The 24,354-nt window shown below is 41.4% G+C and carries 24 protein-coding genes and 1 pseudogene; 8 read left to right on the top strand and 17 right to left on the bottom strand.

What is annotated here, in order from left to right:
- Positions 1–144: 144 nt before the first annotated feature.
- On the bottom strand, positions 145–948 hold the full coding sequence (locus ACQKC9_RS08855; RefSeq protein WP_427621457.1) for a PaaX family transcriptional regulator: 804 nt from the start codon (positions 946–948) through the stop codon (positions 145–147).
- Between the two features lie 219 nt (positions 949–1,167).
- Between ACQKC9_RS08855 and ACQKC9_RS08860 the strand changes: the two genes are divergently transcribed.
- Entirely contained in the window at positions 1,168–2,826 is a 1,659-nt protein-coding gene (locus tag ACQKC9_RS08860; RefSeq protein ID WP_427621459.1) for an isovaleryl-CoA dehydrogenase, read from the top strand.
- Between the two features lie 183 nt (positions 2,827–3,009).
- Here ACQKC9_RS08860 and map read toward each other — a convergent pair whose 3' ends face one another.
- The 5 genes from map to ACQKC9_RS08885 form a co-directional block, all read right to left on the bottom strand.
- A complete protein-coding gene (gene map / locus ACQKC9_RS08865) occupies positions 3,010–3,783 on the bottom strand; it encodes a type I methionyl aminopeptidase (protein ID WP_427621461.1) in 774 nt (257 codons plus the stop codon).
- Entirely contained in the window at positions 3,776–3,982 is a 207-nt protein-coding gene (locus ACQKC9_RS08870) for a ParD-like family protein (protein ID WP_057761037.1), read from the bottom strand. Before ACQKC9_RS08870 ends, map begins: the two co-directional genes overlap by 8 nt.
- 217 nt (positions 3,983–4,199) lie before the next feature.
- On the bottom strand, positions 4,200–5,603 hold the full coding sequence (locus ACQKC9_RS08875; protein WP_427621462.1) for a YjiH family protein: 1,404 nt from the start codon (positions 5,601–5,603) through the stop codon (positions 4,200–4,202).
- Between the two features lie 96 nt (positions 5,604–5,699).
- Complete coding sequence (locus ACQKC9_RS08880; RefSeq protein WP_427621464.1) at positions 5,700–6,716, bottom strand: arginase; 1,017 nt, start codon at positions 6,714–6,716, stop codon at positions 5,700–5,702.
- Positions 6,717–6,745: 29 nt separating this feature from the next.
- Positions 6,746–7,840, bottom strand: coding sequence for an ornithine cyclodeaminase (locus ACQKC9_RS08885; protein WP_427621466.1), 1,095 nt, complete (start codon positions 7,838–7,840; stop codon positions 6,746–6,748).
- A gap of 168 nt (positions 7,841–8,008) precedes the next feature.
- Here ACQKC9_RS08885 and ACQKC9_RS08890 point away from each other — a divergent pair, with 168 nt between their 5' ends.
- From ACQKC9_RS08890 to ACQKC9_RS08905, 4 genes are all read left to right on the top strand, one after another.
- Positions 8,009–8,440, top strand: a complete 432-nt coding sequence (locus ACQKC9_RS08890) for an Lrp/AsnC family transcriptional regulator (protein WP_057761040.1) — start codon at positions 8,009–8,011, stop codon at positions 8,438–8,440.
- A gap of 306 nt (positions 8,441–8,746) precedes the next feature.
- Positions 8,747–9,142, top strand: coding sequence for an outer membrane protein assembly factor BamE (locus tag ACQKC9_RS08895; protein ID WP_201567285.1), 396 nt, complete (start codon positions 8,747–8,749; stop codon positions 9,140–9,142).
- A gap of 10 nt (positions 9,143–9,152) precedes the next feature.
- Positions 9,153–9,683: a hypothetical protein gene (locus tag ACQKC9_RS08900; RefSeq protein WP_201567284.1), complete on the top strand. Its 531-nt coding sequence runs from the start codon at positions 9,153–9,155 to the stop codon at positions 9,681–9,683.
- Entirely contained in the window at positions 9,680–10,099 is a 420-nt protein-coding gene (locus ACQKC9_RS08905; RefSeq protein ID WP_201567283.1) for a hypothetical protein, read from the top strand. Before ACQKC9_RS08900 ends, ACQKC9_RS08905 begins: the two co-directional genes overlap by 4 nt.
- 430 nt (positions 10,100–10,529) lie before the next feature.
- Here ACQKC9_RS08905 and ACQKC9_RS08910 read toward each other — a convergent pair whose 3' ends face one another.
- The 9 genes and pseudogenes from ACQKC9_RS08910 to rutA all read right to left on the bottom strand — a co-directional run bounded on the left by ACQKC9_RS08910 (position 10,530) and on the right by rutA (position 18,764).
- Positions 10,530–11,126 (bottom strand): malonic semialdehyde reductase, encoded by a 597-nt coding sequence (locus ACQKC9_RS08910; RefSeq protein WP_427621468.1) that lies wholly within the window; start codon positions 11,124–11,126, stop codon positions 10,530–10,532.
- Positions 11,127–11,144: 18 nt separating this feature from the next.
- A complete protein-coding gene (rutD, locus tag ACQKC9_RS08915) occupies positions 11,145–11,921 on the bottom strand; it encodes a pyrimidine utilization protein D (protein WP_201578671.1) in 777 nt (258 codons plus the stop codon).
- A 195-nt stretch (positions 11,922–12,116) separates the two neighbouring features.
- Positions 12,117–12,710: pseudogene (gene ribB, locus ACQKC9_RS08920) on the bottom strand (3,4-dihydroxy-2-butanone-4-phosphate synthase); the annotation flags it as partial.
- 109 nt (positions 12,711–12,819) lie between these two features.
- Positions 12,820–14,319: a CoA-acylating methylmalonate-semialdehyde dehydrogenase gene (locus ACQKC9_RS08925; protein ID WP_427621469.1), complete on the bottom strand. Its 1,500-nt coding sequence runs from the start codon at positions 14,317–14,319 to the stop codon at positions 12,820–12,822.
- 39 nt (positions 14,320–14,358) lie between these two features.
- Positions 14,359–15,717, bottom strand: coding sequence for a solute carrier family 23 protein (locus ACQKC9_RS08930; protein ID WP_427621471.1), 1,359 nt, complete (start codon positions 15,715–15,717; stop codon positions 14,359–14,361).
- Positions 15,718–15,752: 35 nt separating this feature from the next.
- Positions 15,753–16,334 carry an NADH-dependent FMN reductase RutF gene (gene rutF / locus ACQKC9_RS08935; protein WP_427621472.1) on the bottom strand — a complete coding sequence of 194 codons (582 nt, stop codon included), beginning with the start codon at positions 16,332–16,334 and terminating at the stop codon, positions 15,753–15,755.
- A 133-nt stretch (positions 16,335–16,467) separates the two neighbouring features.
- Complete coding sequence (rutC, locus tag ACQKC9_RS08940; RefSeq protein ID WP_057761062.1) at positions 16,468–16,851, bottom strand: pyrimidine utilization protein C; 384 nt, start codon at positions 16,849–16,851, stop codon at positions 16,468–16,470.
- Positions 16,852–16,926: 75 nt separating this feature from the next.
- Positions 16,927–17,646 (bottom strand): pyrimidine utilization protein B, encoded by a 720-nt coding sequence (gene rutB / locus ACQKC9_RS08945; RefSeq protein WP_427621474.1) that lies wholly within the window; start codon positions 17,644–17,646, stop codon positions 16,927–16,929.
- Positions 17,647–17,660: 14 nt separating this feature from the next.
- The gene (rutA, locus tag ACQKC9_RS08950; RefSeq protein WP_427621476.1) at positions 17,661–18,764 is read right to left on the bottom strand and encodes a pyrimidine utilization protein A; all 1,104 of its coding nucleotides are present in this window, start codon (positions 18,762–18,764) and stop codon (positions 17,661–17,663) included.
- A 487-nt stretch (positions 18,765–19,251) separates the two neighbouring features.
- Here rutA and ACQKC9_RS08955 point away from each other — a divergent pair, with 487 nt between their 5' ends.
- Together ACQKC9_RS08955 and ACQKC9_RS08960 are read left to right on the top strand one after the other, a co-directional pair.
- Positions 19,252–19,887, top strand: a complete 636-nt coding sequence (locus tag ACQKC9_RS08955; protein WP_347163264.1) for a TetR family transcriptional regulator C-terminal domain-containing protein — start codon at positions 19,252–19,254, stop codon at positions 19,885–19,887.
- Positions 19,888–20,142: 255 nt separating this feature from the next.
- Entirely contained in the window at positions 20,143–20,421 is a 279-nt protein-coding gene (locus ACQKC9_RS08960) for a peptidylprolyl isomerase (protein ID WP_102078430.1), read from the top strand.
- 226 nt (positions 20,422–20,647) lie between these two features.
- On the opposite strand, the gene ACQKC9_RS08965 is transcribed toward ACQKC9_RS08960, so the two are convergent.
- On the bottom strand, positions 20,648–21,586 hold the full coding sequence (locus ACQKC9_RS08965; RefSeq protein ID WP_427621477.1) for a pirin family protein: 939 nt from the start codon (positions 21,584–21,586) through the stop codon (positions 20,648–20,650).
- A 268-nt stretch (positions 21,587–21,854) separates the two neighbouring features.
- Here ACQKC9_RS08965 and truC point away from each other — a divergent pair, with 268 nt between their 5' ends.
- Complete coding sequence (gene truC / locus ACQKC9_RS08970) at positions 21,855–22,628, top strand: tRNA pseudouridine(65) synthase TruC (protein WP_427621479.1); 774 nt, start codon at positions 21,855–21,857, stop codon at positions 22,626–22,628.
- 345 nt (positions 22,629–22,973) lie between these two features.
- Here the strand turns inward: truC and ACQKC9_RS08975 are convergent.
- The coding region (locus ACQKC9_RS08975; RefSeq protein ID WP_427621480.1) for a YadA family autotransporter adhesin at positions 22,974–24,354 on the bottom strand (1,381 nt) is incomplete at its 5' end.

A 24,354-nucleotide genomic window follows, 5' to 3' on the forward strand; every position in this document is an offset into this window, starting at 1 on the left:
AGGGTTTTCGAAGCTCAAGAACACCTGAATTACGCTGCTTTAAACAAGATTAAAAGTGACCTGTATTCTAGCCTTACTAAATTCTAGTTATTGATTCGATTATCGTCGCACTTTATTCTATTTAAGCGCATTCTAATGACTTGGTTAACTAGACTCTAACGATTTAGCCTCTTCGAAAAAGGCGAACCATAGACGCCTACCCTCCTCATTAATACGCCGCACCGTCTCAAAATACTTTTGCCGTGCTTCCTCATCTACTAAGGGAGCAGGAAGCAGAGGGTCAAAAACAACACTGCGGATACCTGCATCTCCAAGGATGAATATTTCTCGAAGCGCTACATGGGATGGCAATTCGTCCAAACCACTTAGCCAGTCGGTGAGCTGCTGCGACTTTTCCTTATAATGCTTTTCAAGATGCATGTCTGACCAGAGCGCTCGTGCTTTTTTTTGCCTGACCTCATCGAAATCATTGGCCTTAAAAACCGCGGCTTCCTCTTCTAATCCCAAGTCCAATAGACGCTTGCGGACGACATCAATACCGCCTAATAAATTATTGGGACGCAGATAAAGCCCCTTATCAAGTTCACGAAATCCCAATAATGACAAAGCTCGATCACGAGCACGTAGCGCTTTACGGTCACTGCGAGGTAATCCACCGGTAGCTACCGCTATCCATGAGCCATCGGATTTTATCGTTCTTTTGTCTGCTGTTTGCCATAAGGCCACATCGGCGCCTAATTTTTGAGCTTTCGGTCCGAGCTTGTAGGTGGCAAGACCAATCGACTCAGCAAGATCCGCTTGGATCAGACGAGCCAACGTCACACGTATACTATTTTCTGTTATACCAAAGATAGAGCCTGCCAGCACCGCTTCGGAAGCACTAAGTGTGTTTGCTTCTGCCACCATAAGTAATCGTAAAAGCAATAAACGAGGCGTTGGTTTGTTCATATTACACCTATTGACGGAATTATTTTTTATATGTAATACTGATCGTGGAAGTTACTAAGCTACTAAACTACTGAACTACTAAGCTACTGAACTACTGAACTACTGAACTACTGAACTACTGAACTACTGAACTACTGAACTACTGAACTACTGAACTACTGAACTACTGAACTACTGAAACTTAGTAAATGACATTTAAAATCAGGGAAGACAATCATCATGTCAATTGTAAATCAATTTAAGACCCATGAGGTGCTGAATCAACCTTTTGCCTTGGCCAATTATAATGCATGGGAAACAGATACAGCGCTCAAAGAAGCTGTCGCACGAGAGGACGCTGCTTGGGCAGCAAGTCACTTAAAAGAGTTTGGCGCACTGACTGGTGGAGATCTAATCACCAGCGGATTCTTAGCCAATGAAAACAAGCCTAAACTACGTAGCTTTGATAGCTATGGTCGGCGTATAGATGAAGTAGAATTTCATCCGGCTTACCATGATCTGATGCGTGCAGGAATGAAGTACGGCATGAGCAATTTTGCTTGGCGCAATGAAGAGCGTGATAGTGCTCATGTGGCTCGAGCGGCAGTCATGTATCTCGGCTCACAGCCTGAGGCTGGGTTTGGTTGTCCCATGTCTATGAGCTATGCCGCTATCCCTGCCCTACGACATTCGCCAGCTTTGGCTAAAAAATGGCTGCCCAAGCTATTATCTGAACACTATGATCCACGCAGCTTACCCATGGAAGAAAAGCTAGGCTGTACGATGGGTATGGGCATGACAGAAAAACAAGGTGGGTCAGACTTACGCCGCAATACGACTCGAGCCACACGACAAAAGGATGGCTCTTATGAAATCGTTGGGCATAAATGGTTTTTCTCAGCGCCAATGTGCGATGCTCATCTCGTCTTGGCTCAATCTGACAGTGGTCCTAGTTGCTTTTTAGTACCACGCTTTCGGCCTGATGGGACACGCAATGCCGTACAAGTTCAACGCTTAAAAGACAAATTAGGAGATTGGGCAAACGCCTCCTCAGAGGTGGAGTTTCAAGGCGCATTCGGTGAGCTAGTAGGCACTGAAGGTCGCGGTATTCCTACCATTATTGAGATGGTCGCCCTAACCCGACTTGATTGTATGATTGGCTCCTCAGCTCAAATGCGTCAAGCGGTCGTTCAAGCGATTCATCACACCAGTCAACGCGAAACCTTTGGTAAATTATTATTCAACCAGCCTATTATGCGTAATGTGCTGGCAGACTTAGCCTTAGAGTCAGAAGCGGCTTTGGCCCTAACAATGCGTATTGCGCGCGCTGTTGATAGGATAAAAACAGACCCTCATGAAGCCGCACTCGCTCGTATCGCGACAGCAATTGGGAAGTATTGGATATGCAAACGCGCACCCGTTTTTATCAATGAGGCACAAGAATGTTTGGGCGGTAATGGCTATGTCGAAGAGACTATTATGCCGCGTCTGTACAGGCAAGCGCCGCTAAACTCAATCTGGGAAGGCAGTGGCAATGTGCAGTGTCTAGATGTGCTGCGTGCCTTAAAAAAGGAGCCAGAAACTCAGCAAGCTTTATTTAAGGAATTGCAGCAAGCAGCAGGAAAAAATGCTGATTATGATGCAGAATTACACCTGCTGATAGAGCGATTTGAGGATACGCAAACCTTGGAGTTCCGTAGTCGCTATGTGATTGAGCGCCTAGCATTGATGCTACAGGCTTCGATACTACTACAGACTGAACATACGGAGATCGCTCAGGCGTTCTGTCGTTCTAGGATTGGGAATGAGCATGGACTGGCCTTTGGTACATTAAGTCTTGATGCTCCCGTGGACTTATTGATCGAACGGGCGGCTGGCGCGACCAAAGCAGTTCTGTAGGTATGTTTGTATTAAATAGTCGCTTGCTACCGATTGGTGTCGTAGCAGACGCGTTTGCCCTCGATGTTAGTCACTTTCTTCTCAGCCATAATAGGCTCAAATAATGGTCACATAAAACTCTAAAAAAGGCGCTTCTGAATTATAGAAACGCCTTACCGAATCGTCGTTCAAATATCAAATCGCTTAAAATATTTCATCGTTTCGCAGAGTAAGAACTTCATAGCCGTCAGAAGTAACCGCAATTGTATGCTCCCACTGAGCAGATAATTTTTTATCATTGGTGATTACGGTCCAGCCATCTTTTTTGACCTTAACTTTGGCTTTACCTTGGTTGACCATCGGTTCAATGGTGAATGTCATACCTTCTTGTAGGACTAGACCTTTTCCTTGATGTCCGTAATGTAAAACTTGCGGTCCCTCATGCATTTCGCGTCCAATACCGTGACCGCAATACTCTCGCACTACTGAATAGCCTTGCTTCTCAGCGTAACTTTGGATGGCATAACCAACATCACCTAGCGTTGCTCCAGGTTTTACCACTCGTATTCCTTCCCACATGGCTTCATAAGTCTGATCAACCAAGCGTTTTGCAAGGGGCAACACCTCACCTATCAAATACATTTTGCTAGAATCAGCGATAAAACCACTTTGTTCTAGGGTAATATCCACATTTACAATATCACCTGATTTAAGTATTTGATGATCTGAAGGAATACCATGACAGACCACGTTATTCACTGAGGTATTTAATGCATACTGATAACCATACTGACCCTTACTGGCTGGACGTGCACCTAACTGATTGACGATATAGTGCTCAGCAAGGTTGTTGATGTCCATCGTAGAAGTACCAACTGTAATTTGTTCATCAAGATAATCAAAGACAGAGGCTAGAAGTCGCCCAGACTCGCGCATGATTTCCAATTCCGCTGCGCTTTTAAGTATGACCTTATCCATCTATAAGGTTCCTTACATTGACATCAGCTTGTCTCATTTGCTCATTGATAATTTGGTTGTAAGACATATTCGGGTTGGCTTCAGCGAGCATGCCTATCTTCATCCAATATTCAGCTTGCGCGTTGATGGAGCGCACCATGACGGCACTTGCTTTACGAATATCTTCATGCAGTTCATCATCAATTTTTACAATTCCCATAAAAGCACCTTAATATACGAAACGTATATGAATCGTATATCTATTTTTGTAAGGTTGCAAGAAATAATATATAGCTTGAACTCGATTGCCTTATATCGAAATCATTTGAATTAAACTATAGCTTGATACTGATAGCAAAAAACCACCTATGAAGGTGGTTTTTTTACTGCTAATTCTTTGTTCAGACGTGGTATCGCCAACTTTTAGAAAGTTCTATTTAGAAAATCATATGAGCACACACCGCAATGATTGGTAATGAGATAACGGTTCTCAATAGAAAAATGACTAATAACTGAAAAAAGCTTACTGGAATTTTTGTCCCTAAAATCAATCCCCCTACTTCTGACATATAGATCAATTGAGACACTGACAAGCAAGCGATGACAAATCGAGTTAACTCTGACTCTATTGAAGAACCGATAATAGCCGGTAAGAACATATCCGCGAAACCTACCATAATCGTTTTTGACATTTCTGCGGCAAAAGGTATGTTCAATAACTCTAAGAATGGAATAAAAGGCATACCTAGATAATCAAATACAGGTGTTTCTTCTGCAACGATTAAACCCATCGTTCCGATTGCCATAACGACAGGCAATATCCCAATCCACATATCCAAAATATTTTTTAGCCCATCTCTTAAGAAAGTAAGAAAACTTGGGCTCTTATCTGCTTTTTGGACAGCTTTATGTAAACTGTGGGTAAATAGTGTTTTTCCTTCGGGAATGGTTTCATGATCTCTATCACTGTTTTCGATAGTATAAGTATCTTCAATTCTAGATAAAGGCAATAACCTTGGGACTATTAGCGCACAAACAATTCCGCATAAAGCAACGACCCCAATCATATTGATAAAGTAGCTCTCAAGCTTAACCTGAGAGATGACAACCAAACAGAATGTAATCGACACTGCTGAAAAACTTGTCGCGATAATTGCCGCTTCTTTCTTGGTATAGAACCCACCTTCCAATTGTTTATCGGTTAGTAAGACACCGATAGTGCCATCACCCAACCATGACGTTAAACAATCTACAGATGACCTACCTGGTAAGCCAAATAAAGGTCTCATTACTTTGCTCAATAGAACCCCGAAAAATTCTAATAAGCCAAAATCAAGCAATAACGGTAACAGCAATCCAGCCAAGAAAAACACGATAAAAAGTATGGGCATTAATTCATATAATATTAAGCCGCCAATATTGTCTGAATATATTGCCTCAAACCCAAATTTAAAATAGGTCACGACAACGAAAAACGCACCAAGCATTCTAATGATAAGCCAAGGCGTTGTAACGTTTAATAAATTATTTAGAAACGCATTATTCAAAATAAATGCAGGTTTCATGATTTTAGTATATAAGGTGCAACACAAGGTAATCATGATTGAGGTGACAACCAATAACGGTAAAAGATCACCGATATAACCCTGTATGTAATCCTTCAATACAGATATAGGAATAGTAAATCCTTCTGCATAGGTGACAAACTTACCATCCACATAGGGAATTGGAAATACGAAAAGCATCAAACCTATAATAGATGGGATAAAGAACTTCAAAAACTGTTTGATATTAATACCGCTAACATCTCGACTTGCAGCGCTGGCTTTAATAATGTCCATATTATTTTTACTCGCAGTCCCTTTTTAACCAACCTAAAGAAGGTTTTAACAAACCCCTTTAGGCTAGATTCTTTTACTCATTTTGAATATTCAATACTAGTAATTGCTCAAAAGTGTGTGGGTCACTTTTTCTAAAATTTTAAATATTCTGGTCGAGTCATCTTTTGAGTTGTTGTACAAAGGATTTATCTCTGCCATTTCCCAGCAGCATACTTTCTTATTCTTAATTAACTCTATATTGAGTTGCATCGCTTGTTCGTATGACAAACCATTCATTGCAGGCGTACCGGTACCTGGCACATATAAAGGGTCGACACTATCAACATCAAACGAGACATAGATATGATCGCAGTATTCTAGTTTTTTGAAGATTTCCTCTACGGTAGAACTGATGCCTTTTTGGGTTATCTCAGCCACGCTATATAAAGGGATTTTATGTCTTCTAATTAGATCCATCTCTTCTTCTTGATAGTCTCTAACCGCACAAAACACCACGTTTTCTGGCTTAATTGATGGCTCCCTCGATGCCATAAATTTCAACTTTTCCCAATACTCTTTTTCTTTTTCAGAAAGCTCGTTACGCTGACATTCCAAATTATCAATGGCACAAGCCATTGCCAAAGGCATGCCATGCATATTTCCTGATCCGCTGGTATATGGTGAGTGAAAATCAGCGTGTGCGTCTATATAAACCACGCCGATTTCAGCATCAGGATGTGCCATTTTTAGACCGTGCATGGTGCCTGCACAGCTAGAATGATCACCTGCAATAACAATCGGAAATTGATTCTCATCTCTTATATCTTTGATTTTATGCGCTAGTTTAGAAATAACAGGTTCAATCACATCAGCATATTTTGCATGCTTAAATGGCGACTCTTCTTCATGTATATATTCATTTTTTATACTATCAAGTTGCAATTTTTCATAGTAGTCTGCATTCATCTCTTTTGATGACGCGCGCAACGCATCGATTCCTAGTGACGCGCCTTTTTTATGCCCTGCGACATCTGAATAAACTTCTACTATTCGCACGTTTTTCATTAAATCATTCATTATTTTGTCTCTATTAAATAAAACAATTTTTTCATCATTTGAGTCCACATCTGGCATTGAACTTCTATTTTCTATATTCAAATGACTTATGATACGGCCATCGCTTCATCCGTCTCTAGGCTACGATCTTTGCTATGAGCTTTTACTACCGAATAGAGGTTTTTAGGGTCTTGTTGCTGAGGAATCAAGTCAAGCAGCTCATATGCATCCTGCTTTTTGATCAAATCACGCAAAAATACCAAAGCCGTAAAGTCTTCTGAGGCAAAACCAACACCATCAAATACAACCAAGTTATTTTCGTTGGTACGTACTTCTTTCTCACCGTTTACGATGCGGTGAAACTCTGTCACAGGGAAATCTTGAGAGAGCTGTTGAATGTCGCCTTCAATACGGGTTTGTGGTTCAAACTCTACAATCACATGATCGGCTCTTAACAAGATGTTGGCATCCAGCTCCGTTTTGCCAGGACAGTCACCACCGATGGCATTAATATAAACGCCTTTTTTAACCATATCATCACGAAGAATGGTGGCGTTTTTCTTATCTGCGGTACAGGTAGTGATGATATCTGCACCTTCAACTGCTTCTTCTACCGTTTTGCAAATAGTAATCTCTAGACCTGAATCGGCAAGGTTATACGCTACTTTTTCAGATGCGGCTGGGTCGACATCATATAAACGCACTTTTGAGATACCCACGACTGCCTTCATACCCATTGCTTGGAACTCTCCTTGAGCACCATTACCGATAAGCGCTAAAGTCTGGGCGTTTTTAGGCGCACAATATTTGGCAACCAGTGCAGAAGTCGCTGCCGTACGCAAGGCGGTTAAGATACACATTTCTGTCAGCAGAATGGGATAGCCTGTATCGACATCAGACAATAAGCCAAAAGCGGCTACCGTCTGCAAATCACGCTTGGTATTGATTGGATGACCATTAACATATTTGCACGCAAACATTTCACCATCGCTGACAGGCATCAGCTCTATGACACCGTCTTTGGAATGAGAAGCAAAACGACTGGATTTTTCAAAACTATCCCAACGAGAAAAATCTTGTTCTAAAGCATCTACCAATTCTTTTATGGTCTGTTCTATACCATAATTACTAATGATTTCAGCCATCGCCTGTACGCTAACAAATGGCACACCCTGCTTCTGTGATACGATAAATTTAGACATTAATTTTGCTCCATTCCATGAATATTATTTATTTAACCGACAATTAATATGCTACCAATTATAATTGTCAGTTAAAATGTCAATAATTTACTAAATATGGACATTTTTTTGACACATTGTTAGGTGCTACTTAGCATAATGTCAAAATCCAATGAAGGAAGCATTTTTATGGCATATTACACTTATGACTCATTAGATAGCGAACTGATATCTGAACTTCGACAAGATGGTCGAGCAACCATCTCAAACCTGGCTAAAAAACTTAAAGTCTCTCGTGCCACTGTCCAGAATAGATTGGATAGACTGATTCACAACGGTGCTATTTTAGGATTTACGATTCGAGTGCATGAAGCACTAGATAAAGAAACGGTCAAAGCGATGATGATGATTGAAGTAACAGGAAAATCTACTTCACAAGTGATTAGGAAACTGCGGGGTATTCCGCAATTGATTAAGCTGCATACGACCAACGGGGCATGGGACTTGGTAGGAGAGATACATACGACAAGCTTGAGAGAATTTGACGAAGTGCTGCGTCAAGTCAGAGAGATTGATGGCATTTTGAATAGCGAAACAAGTGTTCTGCTTTCGAGTTTGTAATATAATATAGCGACACTTTTATCACCAATAATATTGAATACTTAGTTGGCACTCCCTTTGCCATTAGAGGCAAGTCTACTATTCACGTTAATATCAAAATAAATAAAAGATTTCTTTAAGTTTATTTTCTTAAATCATATAAAAGTATGAATGTAAATAAAGAACAAAAGCCTTGTATTGTAGAGTTTTTTATTTACATTTGTTAACTAAACCGTTACATTGTGTCTATCTAAGTTAGGTATGAAAATACTATGTTTTCACACCTAACTTATACTGTGCATATCCCTCTATTAAAAAGGAAATAAGATGAAAGCTATATTTATTCTAATAGCCGCTTTATCACTTGGTGGCTGTGTTTCAGCAGCACATCATGCTGAACAAGTTCAAAGCAACTCAAATATATCTGTGGGCGTTGTTCAAAAACAAATCAAAGTAGGCATGAGTGGTGCAGATGTATTACAAGCACTTGGGTCACCGAATATGGTCTCTACAGATGATCAAAGAAGAGAGGTCTGGGTTTACGATAAAGTAGCTACAGATAGAGTTCAGTCATCAAGTACAGGTTGGGTATTTGCTGTTCTAGCTGGTGGTCAATCTAGTTCAGGGGCGTCATCTACCTCACAGAGAACACTTACTATAATAATAAAATTTGATGAACAAAACTTGGTAAGAGACTTTGCCTATCACTCATCAAAGTTCTAGGGTCAAACTAATGAAAAAAATGAAATATATCTTTGTCGCTTGTACTTTAGCAATGACTGGTTGCGCGACAACTGCACCAGAAAACTTATTTCAAGCTTCTGAGACCTCTCTACAAGAACGACAAATGCAGTCTAGATTCTTTGAAACAAAAGATGAGATCTCACTTCTTTCAGCTGGAGTAGCTGTATTACAAGATATGGGATATTCGATAGACGAAACCGAAACAAAATCAGGTGTTATTACAGCGTCTAAGACTGTAAGTGCCACCAATAACGCGCAGATAGCAGGCGCGGTACTATTAGCCGTCCTTGGTGGTGGCAATATGTCAGTTGATAGCGAGCAGCAAATTAAAGTTAGTTTCGTCACACTACCTTCTAAGCTCAACAATGAAGGTTATTTAGCTAGAGCTACTTTTCAGCGTATTGTGACAAATACTCAAGGACAAGTAACTAAAGCCGAAACCATGAAGACAGAAGAGCTATATGTTGAATTCTTCAGTAAATTATCTAAATCAGTATTTTTAGAGGCTCAGGAAATATGAAATCATTAAAAATAACTTTTTTCGCTGCCTTCCTCGCTATTACAGGTTGTGCAACACATGATGCTAGAATTTTGGGCGCTGACAATCAAGTAGAGCTACGCAGTATGCAAACGCGAGCTTTTGATACCAGTGATAAAACTATAGTAGTTAGAAATGTAATATCAACCTTACAAGATTTGAGTTTTGTCATTGATAAAGCTGATACAGATCTTGGTACAGTTTCAGCTACCAGACTAGTCAGCGGTAATAAAGTTAGAATGACTGTTACTGCAAGACCTTCTAGTTCTGGAAAATCTGTAATTGTTAGAGCAAATGCGCAATACAACTTGAAACCAATTGAAAATCCCAAAATATATCAAGATTTTTTCTCGGCTTTATCAAAATCTCTTTTCTTATCAGCTAATGCTGTAGAGTAAGAAATATAAAAACCGTGAATCTCGGAAGTTTGCTTATATTCTAATATAACCAATCCTCTATAATGTGGATACGATGTCAGTTTCGCTTAGCCTACTATATAGTCATATACAGAGAAATATATGTAGCATAGCTCATATAGCTATAGGCTAATACAAGAAATATCTATAAGAGAGTGTAATAATACATTGCTTGGTCAACCTACTCAAACATGATAGAGATCGTTGGTTCGAATCATATTACGTTTGCCAAATTTAAATAGCCCCAATCTCAAGGTTGGGGCTATTTTTATGCCTGCAATAGCAGAGCTGTAGTGAAAAACCTTTAACTTTAGAGCTTTGTAATCAAAAATGGTTATTAAGCGTCATCATAGTTCACTTAATAACCCAGTCAAAAGCAGCTACCCTTCCACATGGTTGAATAACTCGTTTCTTATAAAATCTGGCAAGCTTCATCAAAGTCTAGTCTTGGCAGACGACTATACAGTTGATCTTCTTGACCATAACCTATATTAATGAGTAGATTTGAGGTCCATTTTCTACCTTCAAGAAAGGTTTTATCTACCAGTTCATTATTGAATCCAGACATTGGGCCCGTGTCTAAACCCAAGGCTCTACAAGCCAAGATTAGATAAGCCGCTTGCATAGAACTGTTTCTAAACGCCGTTTCTTTTATAAGTTCAGGACTAGAATTAAACCACGATCTGGCATCAGTATGTGGGAATAATTTGGGAAGCTGATCATAAAACTCATTATCATAAGCGACAATCACTGTGACAGGTGCCGTCATTGTTTTTTCGATATTACCTGATGACAATGCTGGCTCTAAGCGTGCTTTAGCGTCATCAGATTTGAGAAATACAAACCGCGCCGGTGAACAGTTAGCCGAAGTAGGCGCCATTTTAACCAAGTGATAGATCTCTTCAAGTAGTACATCTGGCACGTCTTTTTTTTGCCAAGCGTTAAAGGATCTGGCCTTACCAAACAGCTGATCAAGACCTTCTGAGGATAACGATAGGGAGTCAGTCATAACATTTCCTTATTGATATTAAATTTTGGATAAGAATTGAAGAATTTTGCTATTGGTTGAGCAGGTCTCTGTGATTGTGCTGGCATGGCCACCCGTCACCATTAACTCAAACTGGGCGTTTTGCATACTATCGGCTAGCGCCAGACCGCGTTGCCATGGCACCAACACATCATCAAGATTGCTTAAGACTAACGTCTTATTTTTGATATGCTTGGCATTTATCAGGGGCTGATAAGCCTGCAAGGCTTTTAGTCTCGTTGAGACGTTCTCGACTGGCGCAAAGTGATCGATGGCTTTGTTTTCTTTTTGCGTGAGTGCGTCTATGTTGTCTGAGATCCATATTGGCGGGTACAAAAATATCGCTTGGGCGCGCACAAATGCTTCTATACCTGTATCTTGTAGCAAACTGGTTCGCATCCTAAAACATTTGATAGTGTGAGGATCGAGGCTTTCCCAACCATTTAAGATGACCAGTTTATTTAACAATTCTGGCGCTTTATAAGCGACTTCCATACCGATAAATCCGCCAAGCGCGTGACCGACGAAATGACAATTAGACAGCCCTTCTTGTTTTAATATTTCAATTAATTGTTCTGCTAAATCTTGCATAGAATAGTCATCGGGTAAGAGATCACTATCAGGCGATACGCCCTCTTGTTCATAGCAAATCACATTATAATACTCGGTAAAACTCTCAATTTGAGGTAACCAAAAATCAGCATGCCCGCCTAAACCTGAACTAAATACGACCGTTTCTGACGTGTCGTTCTTACAAGGATATTTTTTAACTAACATAGGGTTTCATCCAATTTTAGTAAATTTCAAATTGCGGTAAAAGTATCTAATAGCTTATAAAGTAAAGTTAAATTAAGTTTACTAAATCAACTCAACGGTACGCTCATCGCTTTCATCATATTCATACGTTACAGTTTCTTCGAAGTTTTCGACTTCGTTTTCACCTTTACTCTCGACAGCCTCTTGAGATTTAATATATTTAATTAACGCGTCTATAGTGCCGACCTTTAGGTTATGAATATCAGCGAATTTCATCAGATCGTCTCTACGAGCCATTTCACCATCTTGGTTGATAATTTCTACAATAACCGCGGCAGGCTCTAAGCCAGCCAGTCTCGTTAGATCACAACCTGCCTCAGTATGCCCAGCGCGTTCTAAGACACCGCCTTCTTTAGCCACTAATGGAAAAATATGACCTGGGGTTACGACGTCATCAAAGGTAACGTCTTGAGACACGGCAGTTCTGATGGTCTGAGCTCTGTCTGCCGTTGATATTCCGGTACTAACCCCTTTTGCTGCATCAATGGAAACGGTGAAATTTGTACTATAAGGTGCTTGGTTGTCTTTGCACATGAGGGGTAGTTTTAATTTTTTGCAGCGCTCGGAGGTCAAGGTCAAACACACCAAACCTCTGGCATGTGTAATCATAAAGTTAATATCATCAGGTTTGGCTAAAGTGGCTGCCATAATCAGGTCACCTTCATTTTCTCGATCCTCATCATCCATGATGATGACCATCTTGCCTGCTTTAATATCTTCAATGATTTCTGGTATTGTATTGATATTCATAAAATCCACCATTTGCATTTATATTTGCTTTTGTATGTTGTTATGTAGAGCCTATTGTCAATTAATCACATGCTCTACATAACGTCCTACGTTTGATATGGCCGTATACCTACTTCATAGAAATTGTGGTATTTACGCCTTCACTAGCATCCTCATCAAACCAACGTGAGATCACGGTTTTAGTCTGCGTATAAAACTGCACCGCTTGCTTGCCATAAGGACCTAAGTCACCGAGCTTACTGGCTCTAGACCCTGTAAACGAAAACATCGGTAGCGGTACTGGAATTGGTAAATTAATACCGACTTGTCCAACATCGATATCTTGTTGGAACTTGTGTGCATGAGCGCCAGACTGGGTGAAAATTGCAGTGCCATTACCATTTGGATTGGTATTGATAATCTTAATGGCTTCCTCAAGCGTGTCGGCATACATAATGCATAGGACAGGGCCAAAAATCTCTTCGGTATAGCAGCTCATGTCAGCTGTTACATTGTCTAAAATGGTAGGACCAACAAAGTTACCATCCTCATAACCTTCTACCTGACAACCACGACCATCTAGTCTGAGGGTTGCCCCTTCGTCTATGCCCGCTTGGATTAAGCGCTCGACACGGGCTTTGGCTTGCTTAGATATTAGCGGACCTAAATCTTTGTCATCCTTGCCAGCAGACACTACTAGCTGTGCTGATTTTTCTACAATTTCATCAACCCACTGTTTAGATTCTCCAACCAATACCACGACAGACAGTGCCATGCATCGCTGCCCTGCTGCACCAAATGCTGCCCCTGCTAGCTGATTCAGACTTTGTTCTTTATTGGCATCAGGCATGATAACGGCATGGTTTTTCGCACCCATCATACATTGCACACGTTTGCCAGCTTGACCGGCTCGATCATACACATGCTTACCCACCGCTGTTGAACCAACAAAAGATATCGCTTTTATGTCAGGGTGATCGCACAGCGCATCCACTGTATCTTTACCACCATGAACCACATTTAATACCCCTTTTGGTATACCTGCTTCAAGGGCCAGCTCGACCAATCTCATGGTAACGATTGGGTTTTGTTCAGAGGGTTTTAAGATAAACGTGTTGCCTGTGGCGATGGCCATTGGAAACATCCATAGCGGTATCATGGCAGGAAAGTTAAAGGGAGTAATACCTGCACAGACCCCTATTGGTTGCTGCACGGTATACATATCGACACTACTGGCGACGTTTTCGATGTAGCCACCTTGCTGCAAGTTACCGATACCGGATGCATGTTCTACGACCTCAAGACCTCTAAATACATCACCTCTAGCATCTGCCAGTGTCTTACCTTGTTCTTCAGTCAGTAGCGCTGCCAGCTCATCCATATTTTCACGTATCAATTGTTGATACTTTAGGAAAACACGAGCTCGTTTACTGATTGGTGTGACACGCCAACTCTGAAAGGCCTCAGATGCTGTTTTGATGGCTTGCTCGATTTCCGCAGGTGTTGACTGTGGTACCTTAGCGATAACTTCTTGAGTGGCTGGATTGGTGATATCAATCCATTCTGTGGTAGTTGATTCGGTAAATTCGCCATTAACCAATTGTTGTACGCTGCGTGGTTCTGTATTCATGACACGATTCCTTAAAGTAATATCAAATAGGGTTTAATTTTATGGATTGAGTTTTAAGAGCGGCTCTGATGTAGCGATTTCTCTCTCAGTGGTCACGCTCACCTCTTTTTGTTTGTTTTTAAAATTGAAAGCGAGGTTCATAAGAATGGCTAAAAACGTAGCAGTACCGATGCCGCCCAAATCAAAGCCGGCAATATTTAGTGAATAGTTGCCAGTGCCTAGGATTACTGGGACGGCTGCTACCAACATGTTGCCATTCTTACTGAAATCAATTTTTGCATTCATCCAAATACGCGCACCAGCGATGGTAATCAAACCAAAGACAACGATTGAAGCTCCGGTCAAAATAGGCACAGGAATGGTACTGACTAAGGTTCCAAACTTAGGGGATAAACCCAATAAGATTGCAAAAACACCTGCTATGACAAAGACGACGGTAGAGTAAATTTTGGTCGCTGCCATCACGCCGATATTTTCTGCATAAGTCGTCATACCAGTACCGCCTACCGAAGCCGAGAGCGTGGTACAAAGGCCGTCAGCGAAGAACGCTCTACCCATATAAGGCGAGATACTTTTGCCAGTCATCGCTTCTACTGCTTTGAAATGTCCAAGGTTTTCTGCGATTAAGATGATAAAGACGGGTGCAATGACTAATATGGCACTGGTCTCAAAGACAGGAGAATAAAGGGTTGGAATACCAAACCAAGCAGCATTTGCAATTGGACTAAAATCAATAGGCGTGCCCATGCCCAATACATTGGTTAATAGGAAATAAATAAAATACGCGGCTACCAGTCCTATTAACAGTAACAGGCGTCTTATCATACCTTTGGTAAATACGGCGACTGAACAAATACACAATACGGTGACCAACGCCATCCAAGAGTCAAAGCTACTGCCGATGACGCTTTGTATGGTGACCGGCGCTAAGTTCAACCCAATAATCATGACGATGGACCCAGTGACCACAGGTGGCATCAAGTTCTCAATCCACTCTGTCCCTGTTTTCATCACTAGCAAACCCATCAATGCGTATAAAACCCCGCAGACAACAGTACCTCCCAGCGCAATACCAATATTTGGATTGATACCAGTGCCGCTATACCCTGTTACTGCTGCGACCGCTCCGATAAATGCAAAACTAGAGCCCAAATAACTTGGTACGTGCCCCCCAGTAATCAGAAAGAAAAGTATCGTGCCTATACCCGTAATCAGCATGGTTAAGCTAGGATCAAAGCCCATCAGTAAGGGAGCTAAGATTGTCGCACCAAACATTGCGAATGAGTGCTGTGCGCCTAACACCACACTTTTACCCATTGGTAAGTATTCGTTGATACCTACCGGTGTCGTTTCTAGGTTCCCAGTATAGGGACGCCATTTCACAAACCATTTATCCATTTTGAATATCCTTAAAAAAAGTAGAGGTGTGATACTTAGTTTTTGCACTTACTTAATTGATGGTAGTCTCGATTGAAATAGATGAGACTTTCGCAATCAGGCTTGTGTTTGATATCCAATACTTCACAAATAAGAATATCGTGGGTTCCCACCGAGCTGACGAGTTTGATCTTGCAATCAAAAGAGATGCTGGCATCCTCTAATACAGGCGATCCGGTTGACAGCGTGGACCAGTTGCCTTGCTCAAATCTTTCTTCCAGCGCCTTTTTACCACCGAACACACCGCTCAAATCTTTATGTTCAAGACCAAGTGTGTTGACGCATAGCACCATATTTTCTTTAAAAAATTTGTATACAGACGCGCTTCGGTTTAGACACACTAATAGGGTTGGCGGCTCGTCAGTGACACTGCATACCGCTGAGGCTGTAAATCCTGCGCGCCCTGCTGGACCTTCAGTGGTAATAATGTTCACGGCAGCCGCCAACTTGCTCATTGCATCTCTAAAAGACTGCTGCATGTCGGTTAAGTTCCCTGCCGTAGAGGTGAATGATTCTTTAGACTTACGTTTCATTAATGAGGATTGCGTTACTTGGCTTTCTTTAATTACTGTATTCATCTGTCATTTCCTTTTAAACAATATTCCGCCACATGTGTAGTCAACTAAAGCGCCCTATACAGTCCAATGCTAGGGGGTTCGATGTCAGGTAACTTTAAATTCACTAACTGCAGTTATTTTTAAACAGGCTTTCTTATCCAATGTGCGCTATGGACGCGATTTCGACCAAAGCATCTGGTTTAACCAATCCACATTGGATACAAAATCTTGCTGGCTTTTCATTGGGAAAGAATTCTGCATAGACTTGATTGACCGCGTCATAATCTGCCCAATCTTTTACAAAGATCGAATTAAACGTCACATCATCCATATCGCCGCCAGCGGTTTGAATCACGTTTTGAATCGTTGTTAACACGTGGCGAGTTTGAGCAGCGGCATCACCCACATGTACGACATCGTTGTTTTCATCAAAGGGCAAGGTGCCAGAGACATAAACGATGTTGTCGGCCTTAGTCGCTGGTACATAAGGGGCTAACGGTTTGCTGGTACCTTCAGGGATAATCACTTGTTTAGACATATCTACATTCCTATTGCGGTTAGGTTAAGTATGAAACGCTTGGTTTAGATTTCTAAAAACTGGCTAGGTAAAATATTAGCTATCTGAAAAGCACTGCTGCATGCTGTCAACATCAGACACCCAACCAAAAAAGGTTTTTACGTTATAAAGTGTGGCTTCATGAGCCTCTACTGGCCCTGCTTGATAACACGCGTCATCTAATAACACCCCAAAATACTCAAGGAAGAACCCATCTCGAAGCGTAGACTCAACACAGACGTTGGTCGCGATACCTGTGAGCAATAGATTACGTATGCCCCGTGACCGCAATACGCTATCAAAGTTAGTGTTCGCAAAGCCGCTATATCGGGGTTTATCTATAACAATGTCTTGAGGCGCAGGGCTAAGATCGTCGACCAACTCATAATCCCAGCCCCCTTTTGCCAATAGCGTTCCCTCAATTTCAGGATTCTTACGCATGGTTTTTAGGGCATTTGATTTGTGATAATTAGGCGATCCACTACCACCCGCTTCTACATATTTATTGTCCCAGCCATTTCTGAAGTAAATGACTTGTATGCCAGCTTGGTGCGCAATATCCACCGCTTGCTTGATTTTATCGATGACGGGTTTGGTTGCCGTGACATCGAACCCAGCCAAATCTAGATAACCACCTTGGCTGGCATAAGCGTTTTGCATATCTACTACGATCAATGCCGTCTGGGAGGGGTCTAACTTGATAGGTTCAGGCAACGACTCTAAAACAGGAGAGGACTCCTTGGTAAAGTCTGCACAAATTGTATTAACCGAATTCATATTCGCTCCTTTTATTAGGCTTCGCTGACAGCTTGACTGGCAACTGGTGTATCAACATTGATGCGGCTCTGCATCAGCGGTTGAATTCTGCTGCCAAAATCTTCAACACCTTGCACGAAGTCATCAAAAGTAAGTAAGACGCCATCAGTACCTTGTATCTCACCCACTTCGTCCAACATACTGGCGACGTTTTCAAAAGAGCCGACCAGCGTACCCATGTTGATATTGACTGGCGAAACGCTTGAGGCCATATGGCGAACGTTGGTATCTTTGCCTGAGGTTTTGTCCTTACCACCTTGTGACTGCAGCCAATCAATGGCTTCAAAATCCGCGCCATCATTGTATGATTGCCACTTTGCCTGTGCCTTTTCATCGGTCTCATCTGCAATGACCATAAAGAGAACATAGGTCGGAACATTACGGCCCGTCTGATCCGTATGTACCTTTAAGCGATCATTGATGCCGGCGTAGGCAGTTGGCGTGTTCAGACCTTTACCAAAGACAAAATTATAGTCAGCGTATTTTGCAGAAAACGCTAACCCTGTATCTGATTGACCCGCACAGATAATCTTCATATCCGCTTGTGGAATAGGCTTCACTTGACAGTCATCCATCTGGAAGAACTCACCCTTCAAATCGGATTGGCCTGTCGCCCACAGATCTCTTAAAATTTGGACATATTCAGATAGGTAGTCATAGCGCTTACCAAAATAATCGTCGCCAGGCCACATGCCCATTTGTCCATATTCTGCTTCTTGCCAGCCAGTCACGACATTCAATCCAAAACGTCCGTTTGAGATGCTATCAAGCGTCGATGCCATTCTCGCTACGATTGCCGGTGGCATGACCAAAGTCGCCGATGTGGCATAGATTTTTATCTTGGACGTGACCGCAGCCAATCCTGCCATCAGAGTAAAACTCTCGAGGTTATAATCCCAAAACTCAGTCTCACCGCCAAAGCCGCGCAGCTTGATCATCGAGAGCGCAAAATCAAAACCATAGTGCTCAGCCCGTTGCACAATTTGTTTATTTAGCTCAAATGTTGGCTTGTACTGCGGCGCGTTTTTCGAGATTAACCAGCCGTTATTACCAATCGGACAAAAAATACCTATTTCCATGATTTCACCTATACGTTTGAGGAAGAAAAGAGCGATAAAAGAAATAAAGATTATTTCATGTTTTTTATGTAGCATAATTTATGCCAAATTAATTAATACTTATTTATCAAATACTTACGTTATTTCTATACAAAAATTATTAAACCATATGGTCTAAAAATATGCAGAGAAATAGTGCGGGCTGTTATAAATTGGTGCAAAGTGTTATAAAATAGTGCACAAATGTATAAATTGTTTATAAGTGCATTTTGATGGTGGTCTGAATGAAGATAAGGTGGAATAAGCAGCAGAAAAGACTGGTCAACAGCAGGTTGCTTTAGTCAGTGAACCTGTAAACCGATATGGTATTGCTCGCTGTTGGAGTAGTTGGCATATCTGTTTTAATTAACCAATAGCATCTGCATTTGGTTGCTTCGACCCTTTTTTAAATTGAATCAACTATCATTTAAAATTAGGTTCATATGGCTTTACGATGAGGGAAAATATAGTGAAAGAATACGCACTAAAAGAAGAGACAGAGACGAGTGCAAAAATATTAAAAAAGAAAGAACATATCATTAATGCTGCATTGATCGTATTTTCCCAAGAGGGGTTAAATGGCGCGCGCATGGAGCAAATTGCCGAAGAAGCTGACATATCTAAATCGAATATATTTTATTACTTCCAAAGTAAAGAAGTTCTGTATGTTGCTGTTTTAGAAAAGGTGCTGAGTAAGTGGCTATCGCCTTTGAGTGAGATTAACGCCAACCAAGATCCAAGGGTTGCCCTTAAGACCTATATTGAAGAAAAATATAAAATCTCAAAAAAATCGCCTGCAGCATCGAGACTGTATGCGTTAGAGATTATACAAGGGGCACCTCATTTGATGGCCGTATTAAAAGGCCCTTTAAGGTCTTTGGTTCGTGAAAAGGTGGCAGTGATTGATGGCTGGATTGCAGATAACAAGATTAAGTCCGTGTCTGCCATCCATTTGATTTTTCATATTTGGGCGGTGACTCAGCACTACTCTGATTTTTCTACGCAAACTGAAGCAGTGTGTAATCATAGCTTGAGAAATAAAAAGTTCGCTAATGAGGCATTAAACACTAGTACTCAGCTTTTGGTAGATAGTTTGATTCCGTAATTTGAGATGAGTAAAGTACAGATCCCCAATTCGAAAAGCCCCAATCTAAAGATTGAGGCTTTTTTTATGTCCGTCATTTAAGGGCTGTAGTTTAAATAAAACACTACATGACTAAAACCTCTTTTCTTCAACCCCTATAGTCACGATTGTATAAGGATGACTTGGGAGAACTCAGCACTTACAAGTGAGGTTAGCAACCAAGGTAAGTAGTGATATAATGTTCCGATAATTGATATTTTATGAAGGGGTTACATTATGGCTCGTACCGCTAGCGCATTGCACATTTTAGTAAAACATAAAGAACAAGCTGAGGACATTATTGCCAAGCTTAAAAAAGGCGCTAAGTTTGATGTACTGGCCAAACGATACTCAACCTGCCCATCAGGGAAAAAAGGTGGCAGCTTAGGTGAGTTTGGCAAAGGTGATATGGTAGGGCCATTCGATAAGGTTTGCTTTACTGGCGAACTATTTACCCCGCATTTAGTAAAGACCAAATTTGGCTGGCATGTCGTAAAAGTCCTTTATAGAACTTAAGCATTGGCGTTTTGATTGTAAGCCAACTGAGCTATATCTCAAATATTGTCCTGATTCGCATATGATTTAACATCGTGGTAATTATGGTAATCAGGACTTGATGTTTGATCGACCTATCCTTTCTAATCCTTACGTCAAACTCCCCTTATTTTATTTAAGCAGTATTTTACTTAAGCAGTTTTCTACGAGTTAAGGTCAAATATTGAGGTGGCGAGACAAACTGTAATCAGCCTTTAAAACCCTTAGGTAATTCAGGTGCAGGCAAGCGCTTCATATCAGAGTCAACATTACCGAAACGCTCATGGCCATTATTCCAATCAACAATAGATTGTTCAATCTCAGCTTTGTTATCAGCAACGAAGTTCCACCACATTAGCACTCGGTTATTAAGCGGTTCGCCGCCGATGAACATGATACGTGTGCCTTTTTTGGCAGCCAGCTTAATACTTTTATTATTGGCGACATCGCTATCATGAAAACGGAATAACTGATCTTGCTGACAAACCTTGCCTTCGGACGCTACTTCACCTTCTGAAACCAAAATACCGTACTCAAAGCTTGGCTCTAAATTCAATGTCGTCTCACCATCTTGCTTGAAGTACACATCTATACCAACCAGTCTAGAATACTGAATGGTAGGCGCTTTAAATGTCTCACCTGATGTATTGGTATAACTGCCTGTCGTCAGTATCATCTCTACGTTGCCCTCGCTCCATGTCGGTAGCTCAGGATAATGATGAAAACTGCGTTCGATTTTCTGATCGGTGGGAAGCGCAATCCATAGCTGCACCATACTGATACCACGTGCAGCATTTTCTGAACCGCCCGTATCTGGAAAGACACTTTGCTCTGTATGACTGATACCTTGGTGCAGACCTGTACCTGCGGTCATGACATTGACTTGGTTTTTGGTAATAACCTGTTCATTACCTAAACTGTCTTTATGCAGCACTTCACCATTTAGCATCCAGCTGAAAGTCTGCAAATTAGTATGCGGATGGCGACCCACTTGCATCCCTGCATCATCCTGACCAAAATCAGCAGGACCTGCATGATCTAAAAAGCACCACGCACCGATCGGTTTTTTGCCTTTATTGGGTAATAAACGTGCGATTGGAATACCGCCAACGTTAGCCAGTTTTGGCTCTAATGTTTGAATACTCATGAAATTACTCCTTTCTTGATACTCTATATATTACAAATAATGAGCGTAGAAAAGTGTTGAATGGTTATTGGTACTTCCATGCTCAATACATCGGCAGCTGACGTCTTATCATTTAGCGTTTTACCATTTATATTAACGCTGCTGCTAATGGCAAAGATATAAACAACGGTGCGGTAGTTTTGCTGCTTACTTTCTCTGCAGTACTATCTAAATTTATTATGCCACTACAGGTACAATAAAAAGGATATATAATTGACGCATCTAAAATATGAGCACTAAAAACATGGATATCGAAGGCAATACTGCTGATCAAATAGAAATTATCTATGAAGATGAGTATATAGTAGCGATTAATAAAGAAGCTGGTCTGTTGGTGCATCGCAGTTGGCTGGACAAAGGTGAGACACGCTTTGCCATGCAGCTCACCCGTGATGCGGTAGGCTGCCATGTGTTTCCAGTGCATAGGTTAGACAAACCTACATCAGGTGTATTGTTGTTTGCTAAGAGTTCAGCCGTGGCACGTAGCCTTACCGAAGCGTTTACTGAACGCAAAGTGACCAAGCAATATTTGGCCGTGGTGCGTGGCTTTATGTCTGAGCAAGGTACTGTTGACTATGCGTTGAGCTTTAAGCCTGACGCCATTGCCGATAAATTTGCGAACTTAGATAAACCTGCTCAAGAAGCGGTCACCCACTGGCAGAATTTGGCACAAATTGAGCTGCCATTTGCAGTATCAAAAAAGCATACCACTAGTCGCTATAGTCTGGTGCGCTTAACGCCTGAAACTGGGCGCAAACATCAGCTGCGTCGGCATATGAGACATGTATTCCATCACATCGTGGGTGATACCAGTCACGGTGATATACGTCATACACGATTTTTTCGTACTCACTATGATTGCACGCGTATGTTGCTGCATGCACAGACTTTGGCGCTCAGCCACCCCGTCACTGGTGAGCCACTAGTAATAAAAGCGGGATTAGACGATCAATGGATGCGTATCTTAGAAGAGTTCTCTTGGACAGATAGTGTTGAGGTTTAAGTCGCGTAAAGTTTAGGGCTTGTCTTAGGATGTTGTATCAAACGATTAAGAACTGGTCAGCAATCGTTATGAAAACAAATAGAAGTAACACTAATATCAGAGGCAAACAACCATAAATATCAGATTAAATAGTACTACTACAAAATATAAGCTTGATTTACAATAGTAAAAATGGCGCTGCAATCATAACTTAAAAGATATGCAACGCCATTTTTAGAGTTTGATTAAATGATTTTACTCATTCTTCGCTAGTCTAGGTTCAGACCTAATAGTCAAGTGTTAAATTTTCTACACAATTAACTATTAGGCTTAGAAACTATCAGCTTTAATCAATAAAAGTAACTCTTAGTTAATAAGGAAAGATAAACCTACGTTACCACCTTGCTCGTCACTATTACCACCGAACGCACTATTGAATCCAAATTTACCGTCTACAGTAGTGTAGTTAACCCCTAGTGCATAGCCTGTCTCACCAGACCAAGTACCACCTGCTAAACCAACACTGAACTTACCTGGAACGGTTGAATATTTAAGACCAGCAAAAGCTAATGACGAGGCCAATCCCTTGTTCTGACGATCTTCTAGTGCATTGATCTCGCGATCTGTATAGCCAAATGCTTCAGCCTGACTTTGGAACAATTGACCACCGTTCACAGCATCGGTTGAGCCAGCAGAAATCTGACCTGCTGCTACACCTTGTACCACGTTACCGCCCATATTGACTGCAGCACCCTGACTGACATTAAGTGACTGTGAAACTGCTAGATTTTGCGTACTGATATCATCGGGCATAAAAGTACCAGTAGTAATGATATTACCATTTACTGTTAGATCAGCATTCTGAGTACTAGTACCTATTGTAGTTGCACCTGCGACGTTTAGAGTGCTTCCTAAAGTCGCCGCACCAGTATTGGTTAAGAGACCTGTGTTAGTGATATCTCCACCGTTAGTGATGTCACCTGAGTTGGCTATATCACCTGTATTACCAATACCGCTTGTAGTAGTGGTTCCTGTGGCTGTCAGGTTAGTCGTATTCACACTATCCGTGTTGATAGCGCCAGTGTTGGTAATACCATTGGTAGTAGTGGTTCCTGTCGCTGTCAAAGTTGTCGTCGTCAAACTATCTGTACTGATAGCACCCGTGTTAGCGATACCATTGGTAGTCGTTTGACCTGTTGCTGTCAAATTAGTAGTAGTAAAATCAGTAGTAGTCAAGCTATCCGTGCTGATATTACCCGTATTAGCAATACCATTGGTAGTCGATTGACCTGCAACGTTTAGCGTACTTCCTAATGTGGCAGCGCCAGTATTGGTTAGATCGCCTGTGTTTGTGATGTTACCATCGTTAGCTAGCAGACCAGTGTTATCCAAACCGTTGGTGCTAGTTTGGTCTGCAACACTTAGTGTACTACCTAAAGTCGCTGCACCAATATTCGTTAGAGTGCCCGTATTAGATAAGTTACCGCCGTTAGTTAGATCACCTGTGTTGGTGATGTCGCCTGAGTTAGCTATATCACCTGTGTTACCGATACCGTTAGTAGTCGATTGTCCCGCAACGCTTAATGTATCTTGTAGTTCAGTAGCACCAGTATTGGTTAAAGTACCTGTGTTAGCGATATTGCCGCCGTTAGTGATGTCGCCTGAGTTAGCTATATCACCTGTGTTACCGATACCGTTAGTAGTCGATTGTCCCGCAACGCTTAATGTATCTTGTAGTTCAGTAGCG

Source organism: Psychrobacter sp. NPDC078409 (genome assembly GCF_050268505.1).
In the GTDB taxonomy this organism is placed as follows: domain Bacteria; phylum Pseudomonadota; class Gammaproteobacteria; order Pseudomonadales; family Moraxellaceae; genus Psychrobacter.